Source organism: Succinivibrio dextrinosolvens DSM 3072 (genome assembly GCF_900167015.1).
GTDB lineage: Bacteria > Pseudomonadota > Gammaproteobacteria > Enterobacterales > Succinivibrionaceae > Succinivibrio > Succinivibrio dextrinosolvens.
In genome coordinates, this window is sequence record NZ_FUXX01000007.1 from 1 (window position 1) to 18,640 (window position 18,640).

The 18,640-nt window shown below is 36.6% G+C and carries 15 protein-coding genes; 8 read left to right on the plus strand and 7 right to left on the minus strand.

Annotated features, from left to right (window positions below; all coding sequences use genetic code 11):
• The 3 genes from B5D46_RS12110 to glyS form a co-directional block, all read left to right on the plus strand.
• Positions 1-245: hypothetical protein (locus B5D46_RS12110; protein ID WP_159443007.1), on the plus strand; the 245-nt coding region annotated here is incomplete at its 5' end.
• A 268-nt stretch (positions 246-513) separates the two neighbouring features.
• Positions 514-1,440, plus strand: coding sequence for a glycine--tRNA ligase subunit alpha (glyQ, locus tag B5D46_RS03095; protein WP_031490828.1), 927 nt, complete (start codon positions 514-516; stop codon positions 1,438-1,440).
• 13 nt (positions 1,441-1,453) lie between these two features.
• Positions 1,454-3,520, plus strand: a complete 2,067-nt coding sequence (gene glyS / locus B5D46_RS03100; RefSeq protein WP_078928189.1) for a glycine--tRNA ligase subunit beta — start codon at positions 1,454-1,456, stop codon at positions 3,518-3,520.
• A 1,587-nt stretch (positions 3,521-5,107) separates the two neighbouring features.
• Here the strand turns inward: glyS and B5D46_RS03105 are convergent.
• The 4 genes from B5D46_RS03105 to B5D46_RS03120 are packed head-to-tail and all read right to left on the minus strand — an operon-like array spanning position 5,108 to position 11,353.
• Positions 5,108-7,600: a DNA gyrase subunit B gene (locus B5D46_RS03105; RefSeq protein ID WP_078928190.1), complete on the minus strand. Its 2,493-nt coding sequence runs from the start codon at positions 7,598-7,600 to the stop codon at positions 5,108-5,110.
• Between the two features lie 8 nt (positions 7,601-7,608).
• Entirely contained in the window at positions 7,609-8,694 is a 1,086-nt protein-coding gene (gene recF / locus B5D46_RS03110) for a DNA replication/repair protein RecF (protein WP_078928191.1), read from the minus strand.
• A 45-nt stretch (positions 8,695-8,739) separates the two neighbouring features.
• Positions 8,740-9,870, minus strand: coding sequence for a DNA polymerase III subunit beta (dnaN, locus tag B5D46_RS03115; protein WP_031490832.1), 1,131 nt, complete (start codon positions 9,868-9,870; stop codon positions 8,740-8,742).
• A gap of 16 nt (positions 9,871-9,886) precedes the next feature.
• Positions 9,887-11,353, minus strand: coding sequence for a chromosomal replication initiator protein DnaA (locus B5D46_RS03120; protein ID WP_078928192.1), 1,467 nt, complete (start codon positions 11,351-11,353; stop codon positions 9,887-9,889).
• 209 nt (positions 11,354-11,562) lie between these two features.
• Here B5D46_RS03120 and rpmH point away from each other — a divergent pair, with 209 nt between their 5' ends.
• The 5 genes from rpmH to mnmE are packed head-to-tail and all read left to right on the plus strand — an operon-like array spanning position 11,563 to position 15,293.
• Positions 11,563-11,706 (plus strand): 50S ribosomal protein L34, encoded by a 144-nt coding sequence (gene rpmH / locus B5D46_RS03125; RefSeq protein WP_031490834.1) that lies wholly within the window; start codon positions 11,563-11,565, stop codon positions 11,704-11,706.
• Positions 11,699-12,055, plus strand: a complete 357-nt coding sequence (gene rnpA / locus B5D46_RS03130) for a ribonuclease P protein component (RefSeq protein ID WP_078928193.1) — start codon at positions 11,699-11,701, stop codon at positions 12,053-12,055. The genes rpmH and rnpA overlap by 8 nt, the downstream gene beginning before the upstream one ends.
• Positions 12,022-12,264 carry a membrane protein insertion efficiency factor YidD gene (gene yidD, locus B5D46_RS03135; RefSeq protein WP_074838318.1) on the plus strand — a complete coding sequence of 81 codons (243 nt, stop codon included), beginning with the start codon at positions 12,022-12,024 and terminating at the stop codon, positions 12,262-12,264. Before rnpA ends, yidD begins: the two co-directional genes overlap by 34 nt.
• A 21-nt stretch (positions 12,265-12,285) precedes the next feature.
• Complete coding sequence (yidC, locus tag B5D46_RS03140) at positions 12,286-13,911, plus strand: membrane protein insertase YidC (protein WP_078928194.1); 1,626 nt, start codon at positions 12,286-12,288, stop codon at positions 13,909-13,911.
• A gap of 8 nt (positions 13,912-13,919) precedes the next feature.
• Positions 13,920-15,293, plus strand: a complete 1,374-nt coding sequence (gene mnmE, locus B5D46_RS03145; RefSeq protein ID WP_078928195.1) for a tRNA uridine-5-carboxymethylaminomethyl(34) synthesis GTPase MnmE — start codon at positions 13,920-13,922, stop codon at positions 15,291-15,293.
• A 49-nt stretch (positions 15,294-15,342) separates the two neighbouring features.
• On the opposite strand, the gene B5D46_RS03150 is transcribed toward mnmE, so the two are convergent.
• The 3 genes from B5D46_RS03150 to B5D46_RS03160 are packed head-to-tail and all read right to left on the minus strand — an operon-like array spanning position 15,343 to position 18,636.
• Positions 15,343-15,864 carry a PqiC family protein gene (locus B5D46_RS03150; protein ID WP_078928196.1) on the minus strand — a complete coding sequence of 174 codons (522 nt, stop codon included), beginning with the start codon at positions 15,862-15,864 and terminating at the stop codon, positions 15,343-15,345.
• A gap of 4 nt (positions 15,865-15,868) precedes the next feature.
• Entirely contained in the window at positions 15,869-17,428 is a 1,560-nt protein-coding gene (locus B5D46_RS03155) for a PqiB family protein (RefSeq protein ID WP_078928197.1), read from the minus strand.
• 2 nt (positions 17,429-17,430) lie between these two features.
• Positions 17,431-18,636: a paraquat-inducible protein A gene (locus tag B5D46_RS03160; protein WP_031490840.1), complete on the minus strand. Its 1,206-nt coding sequence runs from the start codon at positions 18,634-18,636 to the stop codon at positions 17,431-17,433.
• Positions 18,637-18,640: the final 4 nt, after the last annotated feature.

The window sequence follows — 18,640 nt, forward strand, 5'->3', positions numbered from 1 at the left end:
AACGTTCATTAGGTGCTCTATTCAGATTTACAAAAGAACAGATACAGGATATACCTTATCAGGCAGCAATAGATTCTCTAATGAGATGCTTCATTTATATTCCAAAGATTTTAGAAGAAGCAAGCCTGCTAAAGAAAGGTTGTCTTGTTAAAGCAGAGCAGATCATAAATGATCTGTTAGGCTCATGGTTTAACGGGATCTGTAACTTCCTTAAGCAGGTAATTCCATTGCCTCTAGCAAGATAATAAATCAATACAAGTTTTTAAAGAGCATCAATCCTAGAGTGGATCTGGATTTACTTAAATTTTTTATCTGGGAAACTCGAGTTAATTTATCTTTGCTTTTTCTTTCATGTTTTGTAACTTTTTTGCATTTTTCTTTCTTTTTATAGGTATTTTTCCTCAATAAAGGCGCAAACTGATGCGGTTTAATGGTAAAATGTACCAACTTTTTTTTATTTTTTTTATTTGAATAGATCTTTATCTATTTTGTATTCGTCGCAAGGTTAAAAAAATGTCTAACAAATATGACCTTCAAACATTCCAAGGTTTAATTCTTACCCTACAAGATTACTGGATGCGACATGGCTGCATGATTGCAGAGCCATTCGATCTTGAAGTCGGTGCTGGTACTTCACACCCAATGACTTTCTTAAGATCACTTGGTCCTGAGCCAATCTCATGTGCATATGTTCAGCCATCAAGAAGACCAACCGATGGTCGTTACGGTGAAAACCCTAACAGACTTCAGCACTACTATCAGTTCCAGGTTATTCTTAAGCCATCTCCAGATAATATTCAGGAGTTATATCTTGGCTCACTAAAGGAACTTGGTTTTGATCCAACCGAGAATGATATTCGTTTCGTTGAAGACAACTGGGAAAACCCAACTCTTGGTGCCTGGGGTCTTGGCTGGGAAATCTGGCTGAACGGTATGGAAGTTTCACAGTTTACCTACTTCCAGCAGGTTGGCGGTCTAGAGTGTTTCCCTGTTACGGGTGAGCTTACCTATGGTCTAGAGCGTCTTGCTATGTACATCCAGAAGAAAAAGACTGTTTATGACTTAATCTGGGCACATACTGCAAACGGTGATGTTACCTACGGTGACGTATTCCATCAGAACGAAGTAGAGCAGTCTACTTACAACTTTGAACACGCTGATACTGATTTCTTATTCAGCATGTTTGATCAGATGGAAAAAGAGAGTAGCTATCTTCTAAATCTGGAGAAGCCACTTCCTCTACCAGCATATGAAAGAATTCTAAAGGCAGCTCATTGTTTCAATCTGTTAGATGCAAGACATGCTATTTCAGTAACTGAGCGTCAGAGATTTATCCTGAGAATCAGAACTCTATCTAAATCTGTTGCAGAAGCATATTACAAATCTAGAGAAGAGCTAGGTTTCCCAATGTGCAAAAAGACTGAAAACAAGGATAACTAGGATTTAACATATCATGACAACCAATAATTTACTTTTAGAGCTGGGAACTGAGGAACTACCTCCAAAATCTTTACGTACCCTTGCTCAGTCTTTACATGATTCATTTGTAAAGCAGTTAAAAGATCAGAATCTACATTTCGAATCTTCAAAGTGGTATGCAACCCCAAGAAGACTGGCTCTATTCATTTCTGCTCTTGAAGAGAAGCAGAAGGACCAGGAAATTGAAATCAAGGGACCTGCAGTTAAGGCTGCATTCGATGCTAACGGCAATCCTACAAAAGCTGCTTTAGGCTGGGCTTCAGCTAATGGTATCAAGATTGAAGATGCAGAGAGATTAACTACCCCTAAAGGTGAGTGGTTATACATCAAGACCACCAAGAAGGGTGCTAACACAGCTGATATCGTTCCTGATTTATTCAAGACTGCTCTGAAGTCACTTCCAATTCCACGTTTAATGCACTGGGGTGATAAGAAGGAAGAGTTCGTTCGTCCTGTACATACCTTATGTATGCTTTTCGGTGATACTCTAATCCCAGGTTCAATCCTAGGTGTTGAATCATCAAAAGAAATCAACGGTCACCGTTTCCTTGGATCACAGAAGGTAGTAATCAAGTCTGCAGATACCTATGTAGAGCAGCTAAGAACCGAAGGTCATGTAGTTGCTGATTATGATGAGAGAAAGGCTTCTATCATCAAGCAGGTTACTGATATCGCTAACTCTGTTAACGGTAAGGCTGACCTTGATGATTCACTAGTTGAAGAAGTTACCTCAATCGTTGAAGAACCACATATCTTCAAGGCTTCTTTCGAGGAGAGATTCCTTAAGGTTCCTGCTGAGGCTCTTGTTTATACCATGAAGGGTGACCAGAAGTACTTCCCTATCTACGATAAGGATAACAAGCTTCTTCCTTCATTTGCATTCGCATCAAACATCAATCCAGATGATCCAACCTCTCTGATTTCAGGTAATGAAAGAGTAGTTAGACCAAGACTTTCTGATGCAGAGTTCTTCTTCCAGACAGACAGAAAGAACAGCCTTGAGTCATACTTCAAGAAGCTTGAAAACATTGTTTATCAGAAGGATATTGGTACTCTTGCATTCAGATCAGACTGTGTTGAAGAGCTGGCTAAATACATTGCTAACGAAATCAATGCTGATGCAAGCAAAGCAGCTCGTGCAGCTCACCTAGCTAAGTGCGATTTAGCAACCACTATGGTTACCGAGTTCACTGATACTCAGGGTATTATGGGTATGCATTATGCTGAGCTGGATAACGAAGACAAGGACGTTTCAGACGCTATCTTCGAGCAGTACTTACCAAGATTTGCTGGTGACATTATTCCTACCAAGCCTGTACAGATTTCTGTAAGCTTAGCAGAGAAGATTATTACCCTGGTTGGTATCTTTGGTATCAATATGCTACCAAAGGGCGATAAGGACCCATTTGGCTTAAGAAGAGCAGCTATTGGCCTAATTAGAATCATGATTGAAAACAACATTTCAATCAACTTCTACAAGCTAATCGAAAAAGCATGCTCTATTCTTGAAGCTAAGCTAAAGTCAAAGGAAACCAAAGAGAATGTTATTAACTTCGTTTATAACAGACTTAAGGCTTACTACCAGGATCAGGGCATTGAGGCATCAATCTTCTTAGCAGTTCTATCAACCAATCCAGAGGATATTCTGGACTTTGATAACAGAGTTAAGGCTGTTAAGCAGTTTAAGTCACTACCTGAAGCTGAGAACCTGGCTTCTGCATACAAGAGAATTAACAACATTCTAAGCAAGGCAGATAACTTTGATAAGAATATCAATGAATCTCTTCTGAAAGAAGATGCAGAAATCAAGCTATTCAATGTATTAAAGACTGTTGAAGTTAAGGTTTCTAAGTTATATTCAGAGAGTAATTATACTGAGGCTCTATCTGCTCTATCAGAGCTGAAGGATCCAGTTGATAATTTCTTCGAGAATGTAATGGTTAATGCTGAAGATTCTAAGATTAAGAATAACAGATTGGCTTTACTAAACAATCTTCATGAGATTATTGCTAAAACTGCTGATATTTCAGTACTATACTAATTAGTTTTCTAATTATGACCTGGGGCTCTATTTTTAGAGCCCCTTCTTTTTTATGTTCCACATGGAACAATCTATACTCATTTCATATTAATCACGATGTTCCACATGGAACATATTCATTATATTTAAACGTCATTTTTATGTTCCACGTGGAACAATTAATCAGATACTAATAATTTACACTTAATTTTCCACATGGAACTATTAGTTCCAAATTATTATGTTCCACATGGAACATATTCGAAACTAAGCAGAGGAACAAGTAAATTTATTTCATTCATTTTATAAATAGTTAAAGAAGAACCTAAGAATTGTAATTTGTCAGAATCACCCTAACGTTTATATAACAAATATCGATATCAAAATAATCAGATTTAGTAGATTTCTAATTGTAATTAATGTTCCACGTGGAACATATTAATATTGATATTAATATTAATAATAAAGAATAATCAACTAAGTGGAGAGTTAATATCTCATAAAATTAATTGATTATTATAAATATACACAAAATTATATAGAGGATAATGGATATATCGTCTTCAAGAAATTAATGTTGTTCCACATGGAACAATGATTACATTAAAAATGAAAATACTAATTGATAAAACATTATGAATTTCAAATTTATCTGATAGAAAATAGAGCAAATAAGCTCATAAGGAATTTCTCTGCGAAATATTAATAAATTAACAGAATTAATTATCAAGTAATTGTTCCACGTGGAACACTAGAGGGCACTGATTTATGAACAATTATCTATCTTTCTAAATGAATTAATAAGATTTGCTTGGAACAATTAAATAAATCGTAATGATATTACAAAATATTTTAATAAATTAGGATATAAATTATGAATAGTCGAAGTTTATGTTCCACGTGGAACATAAAACAGGGGTGAAGATTTATATAATTTCCTCTTTATTTCTATATTCAATTTATTTACAAATTATTATTCATGGAAACACAAATTTAAATATATGTTCCACGTGGAACTTTAACTAAAACATATTAAATATGAATAACAATATTTGATTTTGACTTAGATTCCAGTTATTAGTAAATAGAAATTTACTATTTATTACTAGTTAAAAAAATAATATTCACAGAAAAAATTTTTTAATTACATCAATATATTGTTATTAGATTTTTTTATGATCATCACTTTTCAATATCAAAGTAATTTCTGATTACATCAATCATAGACATAGTTCATAATTGTTCCACGTGGAACATATAGAATGTATTCATGCTTATATAAAAAACATAGTATTAATTCTATATTATATTAATTATGTTCTATTCGCTTATTACTGAATCTCTATGCTCAACATAGGGTATGAATTCGTAATCTACGATATTTAAATATGTGGGAAAAAAGTCTATATAGAGTTTAAAGAATATTTGATAAGTTCCACGTGGAACATGAATATCTATAGATATTAGAGATAACCTATATAAGAAATATTTTATAAATCATAATATTAGGTTATCTGCGGAGATAGCCTTCGGATAATTATATTGAAGAATAGATAATAAAAAACCTGGCAAAAGCCAGGTTTAAGGTAATATTTAAAAGATTGAAGATTAAACATCTAACACAGCTTCGTCACTGTGAATTTCGATGTACTCTCTTCTTACTGGTACATCATCACCCATCAGGTCAGCAAATAGCTTATTAGCTTCCATTGCATCACTTAAGTGAACACGCTTGATGCTTCTGGTATCAGGATTCATAGCGGTTTCAGAAAGCTGAGCTGCACTCATTTCACCTAGACCTTTGTAACGCTGGATGTTAACACTATCTTTAGCTTTCTTCTTCAGAATGTCATAAACCTCTGTTAAATTCTTAACTTTAACTTCCTTGCTTTCAGCTGGATTTGAAGGAATATATAGGTATCCATCCTCTTCAATCAGATTTGATGCCTGAGCATGTAATGCTTTAATCTTGTCGTATCTGATCTTAGTTAGGAACTTCTCGTTAATAGTGCACTCTTCATCAGTACCGAAAACATGCTTAATAACTACTGGATAGAACTTGTTGTTAAGCTCATCGTGTTCGATTCTGTACTTATAGTACATACCCTCTGAAGGATTTGAAGGTAATACCTTAATAAAGCCTTCAACCCAGGTTTTAACGTCAGCCTCAGAAGCAAACATATTATCCTTGATTACATCGTAATAAAGCATGTTGATAATTGCTTCATAGTTATAATCAGCTTCCTGTTTACATGCCTTCTTAGCAGAAGCAACAACAGCAATGTACTTCTTAAATAATGCTTCCAGAGATACAGGAGGAATTGCAGCAGCACCGCGTGATGGGAATAACTGTCCCATCTCAACAGCTAGAGAAACCTCAAAGAATGCAGCATCTTCTTCTGTAATTACGTAAACAGGGTCCTTCTTGGAGGATTTCTTCTCATACTTATATAGAGGAGGCTCTGCAACATAAACATAGCCATTCTCAATGATTCCTGGGAAGAAATGGTAGAAGAATGTTAAAAGAAGAATACGAATATGAGCACCGTCCACGTCGGCATCGGTCATAATAATAATGTTATGATACTTCAGCTTTGAAATATCGTAATTCTCGCCAATACCACAGCCGAATGAAATAACAAGATTTGAAATCTGTTCTGACTCTAAAACCTTATCAAGGCGAGCCTTTTCAACGTTAAGAATCTTACCTCTTAAAGGTAGAACGGCCTGGAATTTAGAATCTCTTCCGTTCTTTGCTGAACCACCTGCAGAATCACCCTCTACCAGGAAGATTTCAGATAAAGCAGGATTCTTTTCACGGCAAGGAACAAGCTTATCAACAGACTTGCTGCTGATACCTGATCTGTCGGTACGTGACATATCACGAACCTTTCTAACTGCTTCACGGGTAACTGCAGCAGATAAAATCTTATTACAGATGTTATCTGAGAAGATCTTCTTGTTGAAGATTAGAATGTCAAGTAAATGATTGTTAATACAGTTATTTACTGCTGTACCAGCTTCTGAAGATACAAGTTTATCCTTGGTCTGAGATGAGAACTTAGGATCTGGCATCTTAACAGAGATAACAGCAGTTAAACCTTCTCTGATATCCTCAGAAGAAGCTGTAACATTCTTCATCTTGCTATCGATGGTAGCATGCTCAGCCAGATACTTGGTGAATGTATTGGTAATAGCACGCTTAAAGCCAGCTAAATGCTGACCACCGTCTTTCTGTGGAACGTTGTTTGTAAAGCAGTAGATATTCTCTGTGTATGCATCGGTCCACTGCATTGCAATTTCAACGCTGATATTAGAAATCTTATTATCATCATTCTCATTGGTGAAATGAATGATTTCTTCCTGAATAGGCTTCTTACCCTTATTCAGGTAGTTGATGAATGCGCTGATACCTTCATCTTTCTCATGATAGAAGACTTCCTGCTTTACAGGAGTCTCTCTTAAGTCAGATAAGGTAATCTTAATGCCAGAGTTAAGGAATGATAGCTCACGAAGTCTCTTGGCTAAGATAGCGTATTCAAAAGTAATATTGTTATTAAAAATCTCTGGAGAAGGCCAGAAACGAACCATTGTACCGTGTTCATCACTATCACCAATCTGGTGAAGAGGAGCCTCAGGATGACCACCGTTTAAATAAACCTGCTGCCAGATGTGATCTTCACGTCTGATAGTTAGTTCTAAACGGTCTGATAAGGCATTAACAACAGAAATACCTACACCATGCAGACCGCCTGATACTTTGTAAGAATTTGAGTCGAATTTACCACCAGCATGAAGAACGGTCATTACAACTTCTGCTGCAGAAACCTTCTCTTCTGGGTGCATAGCAACAGGAATACCACGACCATTATCAGTACATGAAACAGAACCATCCTCATGAATAGTTACTTCAATATGGTCACAGAAACCGGCTAAAGCTTCATCAATAGAGTTATCAACTGCCTCAAAAACCATATGGTGTAGACCTGATCCATCATCAGTATCACCGATATACATTCCAGGACGTTTACGAACTGCTTCTAGGCCATGTAAAACTTTAATACTGGAAGTATCATAATCATTGTTTTTTTCTTCTGACATTTGGTCCTCTATGAATCTGGTGTAATAGATGTAGAGATGTTGATATATTTACAATCAATACGATCAGGAATATCAATCTGTTCTGAGATATTGGTTAAAAAGACCTGACACTTACAATCTATTAAATCATCTAACAAAAGATGTCTAGAGTGTGGATCTAGCTCAGAATTGAGATCATCAATTAAGAAAATACAGTTTTTTCCACTTTGCTGTCTAAGCAAATGGCTCTGCGATAATCTCATTGCACAGACAAGTAATTTTAACTGTCCTCTAGATAAGGTATCAGATGCTAAAAAACCGTTGCATTTGACCCTTAAATCCGCACGGTGACAACCATAAAAAGTATACCCCAAAACACGGTCTTTTTCAAGATTTAAATCTAGCGCAGAGCGCAACTGCAAGCCATTTTCCCAACCTTTTTGAAAGTTAAAATCGAACTCAAAATCAGGCAAAAACTGCTGCAGTTTTTCACGCAGAATAGGATAGAGTTTCTGAAGATATTCTTCACGAATAGAAGTGATATTTTCGCTGATATTTGAAAGGGCATCATCCCATAGCTGAATCTCTTCTACAGATGCATTTTTCTTAAGAAGAAAATTACGCTGAGACAGAAGCTTCTTGTAATTCATCCATAGCATTTTGAACTCAGGGTACATATAGTAAATTCCCCAGTCAATATAGCTGCGTCTTAACTCAGGGCTTCCCAGAATCAGATCAATTCCCTGAGGATGAATAACCTGAACGCTTATTCTATCCACAAGGTCCAGAAGTCTGGACGAACGTTCAGAGTTTACAGAAACCTGCAAGCCCTTGTTTCTGGATTTAAATCTAGAGATGCCAAGAGTATCCTCAAATTCAGACTTATCACTTTTAACCTTGGCTGAAATTGTAATTGATTCTGTTCCTCTTTTTATAAGAGAAACATACTTTGTTGTTCTGAAAGAACGCCCAAGACCAAGATAGGAAATAGATTCTAAAAGAGAGGTTTTACCAGAACCATTAGGTCCATATATAAGATTAAAATTACTTGATGGTTTTATATCAAGATAAGAAATATTGCGACAGTTCTGTACGATAAGCCTGGTGATATGCATAAAGAATAATTGCGAAGAAAGGATATTCTTCGCAACACATTAAAACTAAACAACAACCTTACTGATGATATAGCTTGCATTAAGCTCGTTATTGTCTGATGAATCAGATTTAATCAGAACATTCAGCATAGGCTGGCTAAAACAGAATAAAACATTATCTGTCTTGATTACATTAAGAACATCACGAACATACTGACCATTCAGAGAAATTTCGATTGGTGTCTGAGCATCAGGAAGAACAAGAGAAGCAGTTGCAACCTCATGTTCTGAGTTCTCAGATCTTAAATCAACCTTGCCATTACCAAAGCTGAAGGAAACACCGTTCACACGCTTAGATGAAAGAACTGAAACCTGCTGGATCAGCTTATTGAAAGTCACACGTGGAATAGAGATTGTTGTATCAATAGACTTAGGAATAACAGTTCTTACATTAGGATAACCGCAGTTAATCAGCTTAGATGCAAGAGAGAAGTTATTGCATGAAGTTCTAACAGCATTCTTTGTAAACTTCAGAACAACTTCGGATTCACCTGAATCATTTAAAATCTTTGAAAGCTGAGCAGCACACTTCTTGGTAATGATTGCGCCGAATGAACCAGATGATGTCTGATTTGCAAGCTGAGTTTCAAGAATTGCCATTCTATGACCATCAGAGGTAAAGATTTCAAGTTTTGAACCATTCAGCTCAAAACGGATACCTTTCAGATAATCACGGAAATCTTCATTAGAAACGCAGAATACAGATGAGTCAATGATAGATTTCAGTAAACACTGTTTAATGCTGATTTCCTGTTCAATATCTTCAAGTTCAAATGAAGGGAAATCAATTGAAGAACGAGTACGAATCTCAAATGAAGTATTTCCATCTGAAATAACAAGAACGTTCTTATCTTCGTCAAGAGTAATAGAAACAACACTGTTGATATCAAGATTACTTAAAGTATCACGTAACTTGTTTGCGTTAACTGTAATTTCACCATCAGACTCAACATCATCCAGAGGAATAATGGTTTTAAGCTCAATATTGTAATTTGTGGCTTTCAGATTAAGCATATTCTCAGATACATTAATAAGAATGTTCTGAGTAATATCCTCTTTATTAGGGGCTGTTCCTGCAATACCAGCAACCTCATCAAGCTGTTTCTTTAAGTTAGATAGTAGGACTCTGAATTTCATCTGATAAACTCCACAATTACTCTTTCTTCAGTGACAGAATCAGTCTCTGATAAATTGCAGACTGTTCCTCTCTATCGTCACCTATTTTTTCACGAGTACGTTTGATTGCTTCATGAACAGAGGAATGATCCTTGTTGAAGGCTCTTCCAATGTCATTTAATGATAAATTCGGAATAAGATCATTTGCAAGTGTCATTGCCATAGAACGTGCTAGAGATGTAGCTTTCTTTCTCTCAGCTGATTCCATAGAAGAAACGGTAACACCATATTCCTTGGCAACACGATCCTTAATTGCATCAATACTGGTTACCTGTCTGTCAATATTAACCAGATTAGAAAGCAGCTTAACTGCATCATCACAGGAAATCTGCTTGCCAGTAATTTCAATATGCTGCTTCAGAGTCTTGATAGCACCTTCAATCTCTCGAACACTGGATCTGATGTTATTAGCAATATAATCAACAACATCGTGATCAAGCTGAATATCCAGTTCCTTACATTTTCTTAAAGTAATTGCAGCACGGGTTTCTGCAGAAGGTGGATAAATCTCTCTACATACACCTGAACCGAATCTTGAAACCAGACGAGGATGGAAATTCTTTAAATTGCCTGGAGCAACGTCAGATGCAAGGATAAGCTGGCTGCCTGGTTTATCCAGATAGTTAGCAATAATCTCAAAGAATGTATCTCTAGATTTCTCACCTTTGGTCAATGACTGAATATCATCCATGATGAAAACATCATGCTGTGTAAACGAATCCTGGAATTTAACCTGCTGATCAACAAAGCCTGTTTTAGACATTGACTCAACAAACTTTCTGATGAATTCCTCAGCACGAATATACACAACAGAAATCTCTGGCTTGGTTGCTCTGATTCTGTTTGCAATAGCCCATAGCAGGTGAGTCTTACCTAGACCTGAACCACCATATACATAGAAAGGATTGTATGATTCAGAACCTGGATTCTGAGCAATCTTCTGAGCAATTGCATAAACAAGTGAATTTTCAGGATCTGTAACGTAGTTTTCAAAGGTCTTCTCTGGATTAATGTTATCAGCTCTGACCATGTTATGAGCAGGAGCATTCTGAACAGGAACCACATTAGAAGGCTGCTGATTAATCGGATTTGGATTAGGATTAAAACTGTTGTTTACCTGAGTATTTGGTTCATTCTGAAAGCCAAAATTTGCTGGCTGTACCTGATTGTTATTCTGTGAATTCTGAAGTTCACTTGCTAAAAGAAGCTTTAGACCAAGACTATTGTTTCCAAGTAATCTTGAGATCTCCATATATAAAGAAGGAGAAAATTCAGACATCAGTTTCATCATAAAATCATTGTTACAGATGAAACATAAATCCGAACCAATAATTTGAATAGATGACTGGAATTCAATTAATCCGTAAATAGCCTGTTTCTGAGGATCATTAATAGACTGTTTTAAATTTTGAATAGCGTCATGCCAGATTTGAACCAAATCCATAAAAAAACCTATCTTCTTATAATAATAATTACTTTCAATTAATCAAAAATATCATTCAATTAATAATGGCGAATAATTTTACCACATATTCGTGTTGACCTTAAGCACATTTACAATGTAAAATACCGTACTTTGTGTTAGTGGTGATTAATGTAAATTAATATTCACCTTATGTTGTTAAGGCGGTTGTCCCGTCGTTGGAGTTACAAATGAAGCGTACTTTCCAGCCAAATGTTGCTAAGCGTAAAAAGACCCACGGTTTCCGTGTTCGTATGCGTACTGCTGACGGTCGTAAAGTTTTATCACGTCGTCGTGCAAAAGGTCGTAAGCGTTTAACTACTGTTAATGGCTAATAATACATTTCCTCGGTCAGTTAGAATTCTAACCACCGAGGAATACGATAAGGTTTTCAAAAATCCAGTCCGCGCAAGTGTCCCAGGAGTACTTGTTCTTGCAAGAAAAAATGAGGAAGATTGTGCTAGACTGGGTTTAGTCATACCAAAAAAAGTGTTAAAAAGGGCCGTCTGGAGAAATCGTGTAAAGCGAATCGCCAGAGAAACTTTTAGATTAACACAGCATTCTCTTCCTAATATTGATCTGGTTGTATTAGCTAGACCAAAAATAGAAGACATCAGCAATTCTGAACTGAGTGCAATTTTTAGACGATTATGGCTACAAATATCTCACCGTTTGGAAAAATAGCGATAGCTCTGATTCGCTTCTATCAAATCTTCATCAGTCCTTTGTTAGGGCAGCATTGCCGTTTTTACCCTAGCTGTTCTCAATACACTCTTGAAGCCATAAGAGAATGGGGTGTTTTAAAAGGAATCTACCTTGGAATCAAAAGGATCTCTAAATGCCATCCTTTAAATCCAGGTGGACTTGACCCTGTACCAAGAAAAAATAAATAAATCTTTTAGGATTTTTCCAAAATGGAACAACAAAGAAATCTGTTATTCATACTTTTACTTTGTGCTGCCATGTTCTTGTTCTGGGACTGGAATGCTGACAAAGCCAATGCACAGAAAATGGCTGATCAAGCAGCTAATTTACAGTCACAAGAAATCAGTTCAGAGAGTGCTTTAGGCAACTTAATTAAAGTTGTTAGTGATAATTTAGAGTTAACCATCAACCTTAAGGGTGGTGACATTGTTGATGCTAAGTTATTAAAGATTAAGCAGGAACAAGATAAGGAAGATCCATTCCAGTTACTGATGACCACACCTCAGTTCAAATATCAGGCTCAGAGTGGTCTAGCAGGTAGAGATGGCATCGATAACAGAGAGAGACCAGAGTTCAAAGCAGAAAAGACTGAATACAGAATCGAAGATGGTCAGAACAATGTTACCGCTGACATCACTTTTGAGAAGGATGGCGTTACCTACACCAAGAGCTTCTCAATCGACAGAAATTCTTACGTAGTAAATGTAAGCTACCTTGTTAACAACAAGTCAGAGAAAGATTTAAACCTATGTATGTACGGTCAGTTAAAGCAGACTGCTGATGATTCATACCTGCAGAACAATTCTGGTTTCGGTATGGTTGCAAGTGCATACAGAGGAACAGCATACTCATCTGATGAAAGCCGTTACGAGAAAAAGACTCTTAGCGATATCATCGATGACAAGTCATACAACGTAACCACAAAAGAAGGTTGGGTTGCTATGATTCAGCACTATTTCGTATCAGCATGGATTGGCGGTGAGAACAACGTAAACAACGTAATCTACTCAAATCATGCAGATAACAATACCAGCGCAATTATCGGTATCAGAACTGATTCAGTAAATGTTGCAGCTGGAAACGAAGCTAAGCTATCAAGCAAGCTTTGGGTTGGTCCTAAGAACCAGGATGCAATGGAAAGTGTTGCTAAGAACCTAGAGTTAACCGTTGATTACGGCTGGTTATGGTTCATCTCAATTCCATTATTCAAGATCCTGACTTTCATTCACTCAATAATTGGAAACTGGGGTTTCTCAATTATCGTTCTAACCATGATCGTTCGTGGTGTAATGTTCCCATTAACAAAGGCTCAGTACACATCTATGGCTAAGATGCGTTTACTACAGCCAAAACTTATGGAATTAAGAGAACGCTACAAGGATGACAGACAGAAGATTGGTACCGAAACCATGAAGCTGTACAAGAGCGAGAAGGTAAATCCTCTTGGTGGCTGTTTACCATTATTAATCCAGATGCCTATTTTCATCGCTTTATACTGGACTCTAATGGAATCAACCGAGCTACGTCAGTCAAGCTTTATGCTATGGATTACCGACCTATCAGTTAAGGATCCATACTTCGTACTACCAATTCTGTACGGTGTAACAATGTTCTACTTACAGAAGATGTCACCAACCCCTGTTACAGATCCTGTACAGCGTAAGGTATTCATGGCAATGCCATTTGTATTTACCTTCATGTTCTGTACATTCCCAGCAGGTCTAACTTTATATTGGCTTGTTTCAAACTGCTTCACAATTCTGCAGCAGTTCGTCATCTTCAGATCACTTGAAAAGCGTGGTTTAAGCATGAAGAAACAGCCTGCTTCTAAATAGTATTATTTATGGCAACAATCGAAGATACTATTGCAGCAATTGCCACTCCTCCTGGTAGGGGTGGCATTGCCATTATTAGGGTCTCAGGTTCCAAGGCCCTAGAAGTCGCAAAAACACTTACCGGAATCACTCCTAAACCTCGCCAAGTCTATTTCAAGCAATTTAAAATGAACAACGAAGTCCTCGATGAAGGTGTTGTTATTTATTTTGCTGCCCCTAATTCATATACAGGTGAAGATATCGTTGAGTTTCAAGGACACGGTGGAAATGTTTCACCTAAGCGTGTTCTGAACGGAATTCTAAGTATCGACGGGATAAGACAGGCAGAACCAGGTGAATTTACAAGACGTGCATTTCTGAACAACAAAATGGACCTTACAGCAGCAGAAGCAGTTGAGGATCTTATTTCTGCAGGTTCAGAGAGTGCAGCAAAAGCAGCACTATCTTCTCTAGAAGGTAGTTTTTCTAAGAATGTTAATGAGTTAACTGACAGAATTACTAATTTCAGAGTAAGAATCGAAGCCTGTCTGGATTTTCCTGAGGAGCATGAAGACTTCTACGAATCAGGTAAAACTGATAGAGAACTTGATGATATTGAAGCTCTAGCAGCAAAAACTATCAAGATAGCCAATCAGGGTGTAAAGCTCAATGAAGGAGCGAAGATAGTTCTTGCAGGTTCTCCTAATGCTGGTAAATCAAGTCTTTTGAATGCTCTGGCAGGAGCAGATAAGGCAATTGTTACCAATATTCCTGGAACAACCAGAGATGTTCTGACAGCTCAGGTTGAAATAGAAGGTGTACCGGTTACCATTACCGATACAGCCGGTATCAGAGATAAACCATCAGACGAAATTGAAGCCATTGGTATTCAGAAGGCAATTGATGAGCTAAAGAAGGCTGATCTGGTCCTATTCATGATTGATGGTTCAAAGTCACCTGTCGATGTAATGGAAACATACACAAAGGTAAAAGAATTTGAATCAAATACCAACAGAATAATGGTTATTGTTTCAAAAGCAGATAAGGAACTTTGTTCTGAGGTAAGCAACCTGCTGTCATCAGAACCATTCTGCAGCCTAAAACAGGTTAGAACTTCTACCAAAACAGAAACAGGACTGGATGATCTGAAGAAGGTCCTGGTTGATGCTCTAGGTATCATGCCTATAGAAGGTGTCTTTATTGCACGTAGACGTCATATAGCAGCACTGGAGAAAGCTTACGAGTATATCGTAAAGGCAAAGGATATTGTTGCTACAGGTGATCTTGTTTTATGTGCACAGGAAATCCGTCAAGCACAGGATTACTTAGGAGAAATTACAGGTACCGTTACCTCTGATGATATCCTAGGAAAGATTTTCAGTACTTTCTGTATTGGAAAATAAAAAAAACTTCCAGATTTTTAGGTCTGGAAGTTAATCTCTATTCTTAACTCTATTCTTTTAAACTCAAATCCTGAGCAAACTTATTTCCGATTGAATTTATTCCTCTCTTTAATTCCTTAACTAAAGAAGCATAACCGTCTTCTTCCTGTTTAGAGGTGAAGGAATAGCCATGATGGAAATACTGTCTGTCATCAAGCTTAACGTCAGCAAATAAGTCTATATAGACATTACCATCAACTGCTCCATAGAATTTGCTTACACTGATATCAATATCTAAATCATTTCTAACCTGATACTCACTAAGATGTTTATTCAGTATCACAGCAATCTGTGATTTTAAATCAGAAGCCCATCTGTGATGATTTGCAGCTCTCAGGGTAACATCAGTAGTCTTAAGAACAATACCGCCGTCCTCGAGCGTGCTGAATAGGTCTACGGCTATATCATACTGAGAGTTGAAACTCTGAGATGAAACATCTTCCACCAGAGAGTATCTATCATAGGAAATCTCCTGAGAGGTACAACCTAACAGGAATAAACAGGAAACAACGCATGCAGTAAGTTTTTTCATAATACTATTTTCCTGAAACTGATGGTTCAATATCCTTAGAGTCACTTGAGAACACAAGAGAGTTACTCTTCTGTCCAACCTTCTTAACAGTTGGATTCAGTTCATCCAAGGTCTTATTAAGCTTATCAGCCATGTTAATAAGAGATTTGTATAGTTCTGAATGAGAATCATAGCTTGATAAGGTATTTGTCAGGTGACTTACAGAATCATTTCTGTTAATAGATTCAGTAATCTTTCTGACAGATTTAAGTGTCTCATCAAAGTCCTCAACGGTCTTGTTAAGATTAGCTGAAAGCTTATCAATCTCAACTTCATTGAGTTTCTTGGAGAAATTGTTGATACTCTCTTTAAAATCTGTTGAAGCAATAATTGGAATAACGCTTAAATCTCTGAACTTCTTGATGCTGGATCTGCATTTAATCTTAGGACCAATCATCAGATTAACGACGCTTGAAGATGAAAGAATACTCATAGAATCCAGTCTTGCACACAGCCTGTTTTTAGATAGCAATGAATTGAAAAGCTGCTGAGTTCTGTCATAAGCTCCAGATTCATCCATGATTAGAAGAGCAGGAATCTTATTGTTAAGATCAAAGAGATCTGCCTTGTTATCAAACCAAGGAAGCTTCACAACCTCTCCGATTTTGACACCTCGGAACATAACCTGACTGCCCTCAGCCAGAGGTGAAGAGTCATCAAGCATCAGAACATATTTTGAATCAGAATCGATTAGATTGGCGAACTTGGCGGCTCTCTGATTCTTGTAAAGAGTGTATTCTGCGTTATCCTTCAGAGGATTTCCTTTTTTTGAATTAAACTGTTTTACGTCAATTGAACCACTGATAAAGTTATCGATACTAGGAACACTGAACTGCAGACCATTGGCACCAAGATTCATATCAAGACCAGAATCTACCCAGAATACAGACTGATCCGATACCAGTGAAGCAAACTTTTTAAGAATTTTCGCTGTATACACGGTATGTTTCTTATCCATATCGTAATCTGAATTAACTATGACACCAATCTTAAAACCGTCATAGTTAATAGCAGTACCAGGATTAATTATTCTTTCAGATGCATTCTCAAGTCTGATAATGATTCCCTGTTCATCAAATCCGTATGGTGTTTCATCAAGACAGGTAAACTCTTTGGATAGTTCTTCACTGGAACCTTTATGAAGTGTTATATAGGAACCGGACAGAATAGTATCAAGGCCAGAAATATTTGTTGAATTGATTCTTGGTTTAACAATCCAGAAAACACTGTCTGAATTTAAAAGTTCGGTAAAATCTGGCTTTATTCGAGCATATATAACGGTCTTTTTAAAATCTTCACTTAAACTGATATTTTCGACTGTTCCGACTGTTACGGATCTGAATTTTACAAGAGTCTTTCCTGATTCAATTCCTGAGGCTTCATCGGTATACAACTTTATCAGTTCACCTTTGTTGAAGGTGTTAGACCAGATAAGACTGATAGTAACTATGGTAGCAATAATAGGAACAATCCAGTACAGAGAAAATCTTCTTTTTCTTGAAATTGCGTTCTCTTTGTTTTCCATAATTAAATAATCTCAGAATCCCAAATTAATCTTTCATCAAATTCATCAGCAGAAAATACCGTAATTAAAACAACGGCACAGAAACATATAATAGCAAATCCAGGATAAATACTTAAAAATCCTGTAATTCTCACCACTGAAGACATAATAATTACAACATAAACGTCAATTAAAGACCATCTTCCTATAAACATAACAAAGCGGAACAGTCTGCTAACTCTTTTCTTAATTCTTATTTTTGAATACCTTGTTACGTACAGAATGAAAGCTATCGAAAATATTTTGAATGCAGGAATAAAGATTGATGCCAGAAGAATAACAAGCGAAACGAAATAGGATTTCATCTCCCACATGGCAATAACACCTTCAATAATATTAGATCCTGTTGTTGAGCCTAAGAATTCTGTATACATTACAGGGTAAAGGTTTGAAGGCAGATAAAGGATAACAGCTGCAAGGAGAAGGGCAAGACACTTTGAAAAACATGAATTCTTTCTGAATTCAACCTTGCTGTGACAGCGTGGACAGATATCTATCTCAGATTCAGAGTGAAAATAATATCCGCACTCAGTACACTTTTTAACATTCTGTATTATTGCTGTTTTACCAAGTTTCAGTTTTACTTCTTCCTGTTCCTTAACAAGATTCCATAACATTGATGGTTTAAACTTAATACAGCACCACAGCAGCAGAACAGAAAAGACAAAGGTTGTATAGAACCCCAGATAGAAATCCACATCAACAAGACTTGTAAGCTTAATCAGACTTACACATATACCAAGAACAAAGACATCAACCATACACATGCTGTGGCAGAACTGATAAATCTTTGACCATAAAATTCCAGGCTTGAATTTAAAACCGCAGATTAAAAGAGAGGAAACAAGAACAATAACAGGAGAGAAGAAAGTAAAAAAAAGAAACGAATACAGCAATAATCCCCACTTATGTCCAAGAATATAAATAATTGAATATAAAGACATTCCAGAATTTATACCCATTGCAGAAATAGACATAAATGGAACAAAGATACTTATGAAAAGAAACTGAATAGCGGAAAAGGAAATGATAGCAATGTTGGTTCTGTCAGCAGGATTTCTTTCGTTTAATCTTCTGCCGCATCTGGGGCAGATATTCTCAAATTTGCCTTTTCTAGAATCAACATTAACTACTAAATCGCATGAACCGCAGACAACAGTTTTACTCATAGAA

Excerpts from the sequence above, each read along its gene's own strand:
- B5D46_RS03155 (WP_078928197.1), bottom strand. The coding sequence starts at position 17,428 with ATGGAAAACAAAGAGAACGCAATTTCAAGAAAAAGAAGATTTTCTCTG.
- B5D46_RS03120 (WP_078928192.1), bottom strand. The coding sequence starts at position 11,353 with ATGGATTTGGTTCAAATCTGGCATGACGCTATTCAAAATTTAAAACAG.
- yidD (WP_074838318.1), top strand. The coding sequence starts at position 12,022 with ATGGCTACAAATATCTCACCGTTTGGAAAAATAGCGATAGCTCTGATT.
- glyS (WP_078928189.1), top strand. The coding sequence starts at position 1,454 with ATGACAACCAATAATTTACTTTTAGAGCTGGGAACTGAGGAACTACCT.
- B5D46_RS03105 (WP_078928190.1), bottom strand. The coding sequence starts at position 7,600 with ATGTCAGAAGAAAAAAACAATGATTATGATACTTCCAGTATTAAAGTT.
- recF (WP_078928191.1), bottom strand. The coding sequence starts at position 8,694 with ATGCATATCACCAGGCTTATCGTACAGAACTGTCGCAATATTTCTTAT.
- rnpA (WP_078928193.1), top strand. The coding sequence starts at position 11,699 with ATGGCTAATAATACATTTCCTCGGTCAGTTAGAATTCTAACCACCGAG.
- dnaN (WP_031490832.1), bottom strand. The coding sequence starts at position 9,870 with ATGAAATTCAGAGTCCTACTATCTAACTTAAAGAAACAGCTTGATGAG.
- mnmE (WP_078928195.1), top strand. The coding sequence starts at position 13,920 with ATGGCAACAATCGAAGATACTATTGCAGCAATTGCCACTCCTCCTGGT.
- rpmH (WP_031490834.1), top strand. The coding sequence starts at position 11,563 with ATGAAGCGTACTTTCCAGCCAAATGTTGCTAAGCGTAAAAAGACCCAC.
- B5D46_RS03150 (WP_078928196.1), bottom strand. The coding sequence starts at position 15,864 with ATGAAAAAACTTACTGCATGCGTTGTTTCCTGTTTATTCCTGTTAGGT.
- B5D46_RS03160 (WP_031490840.1), bottom strand. The coding sequence starts at position 18,636 with ATGAGTAAAACTGTTGTCTGCGGTTCATGCGATTTAGTAGTTAATGTT.
- glyQ (WP_031490828.1), top strand. The coding sequence starts at position 514 with ATGTCTAACAAATATGACCTTCAAACATTCCAAGGTTTAATTCTTACC.
- yidC (WP_078928194.1), top strand. The coding sequence starts at position 12,286 with ATGGAACAACAAAGAAATCTGTTATTCATACTTTTACTTTGTGCTGCC.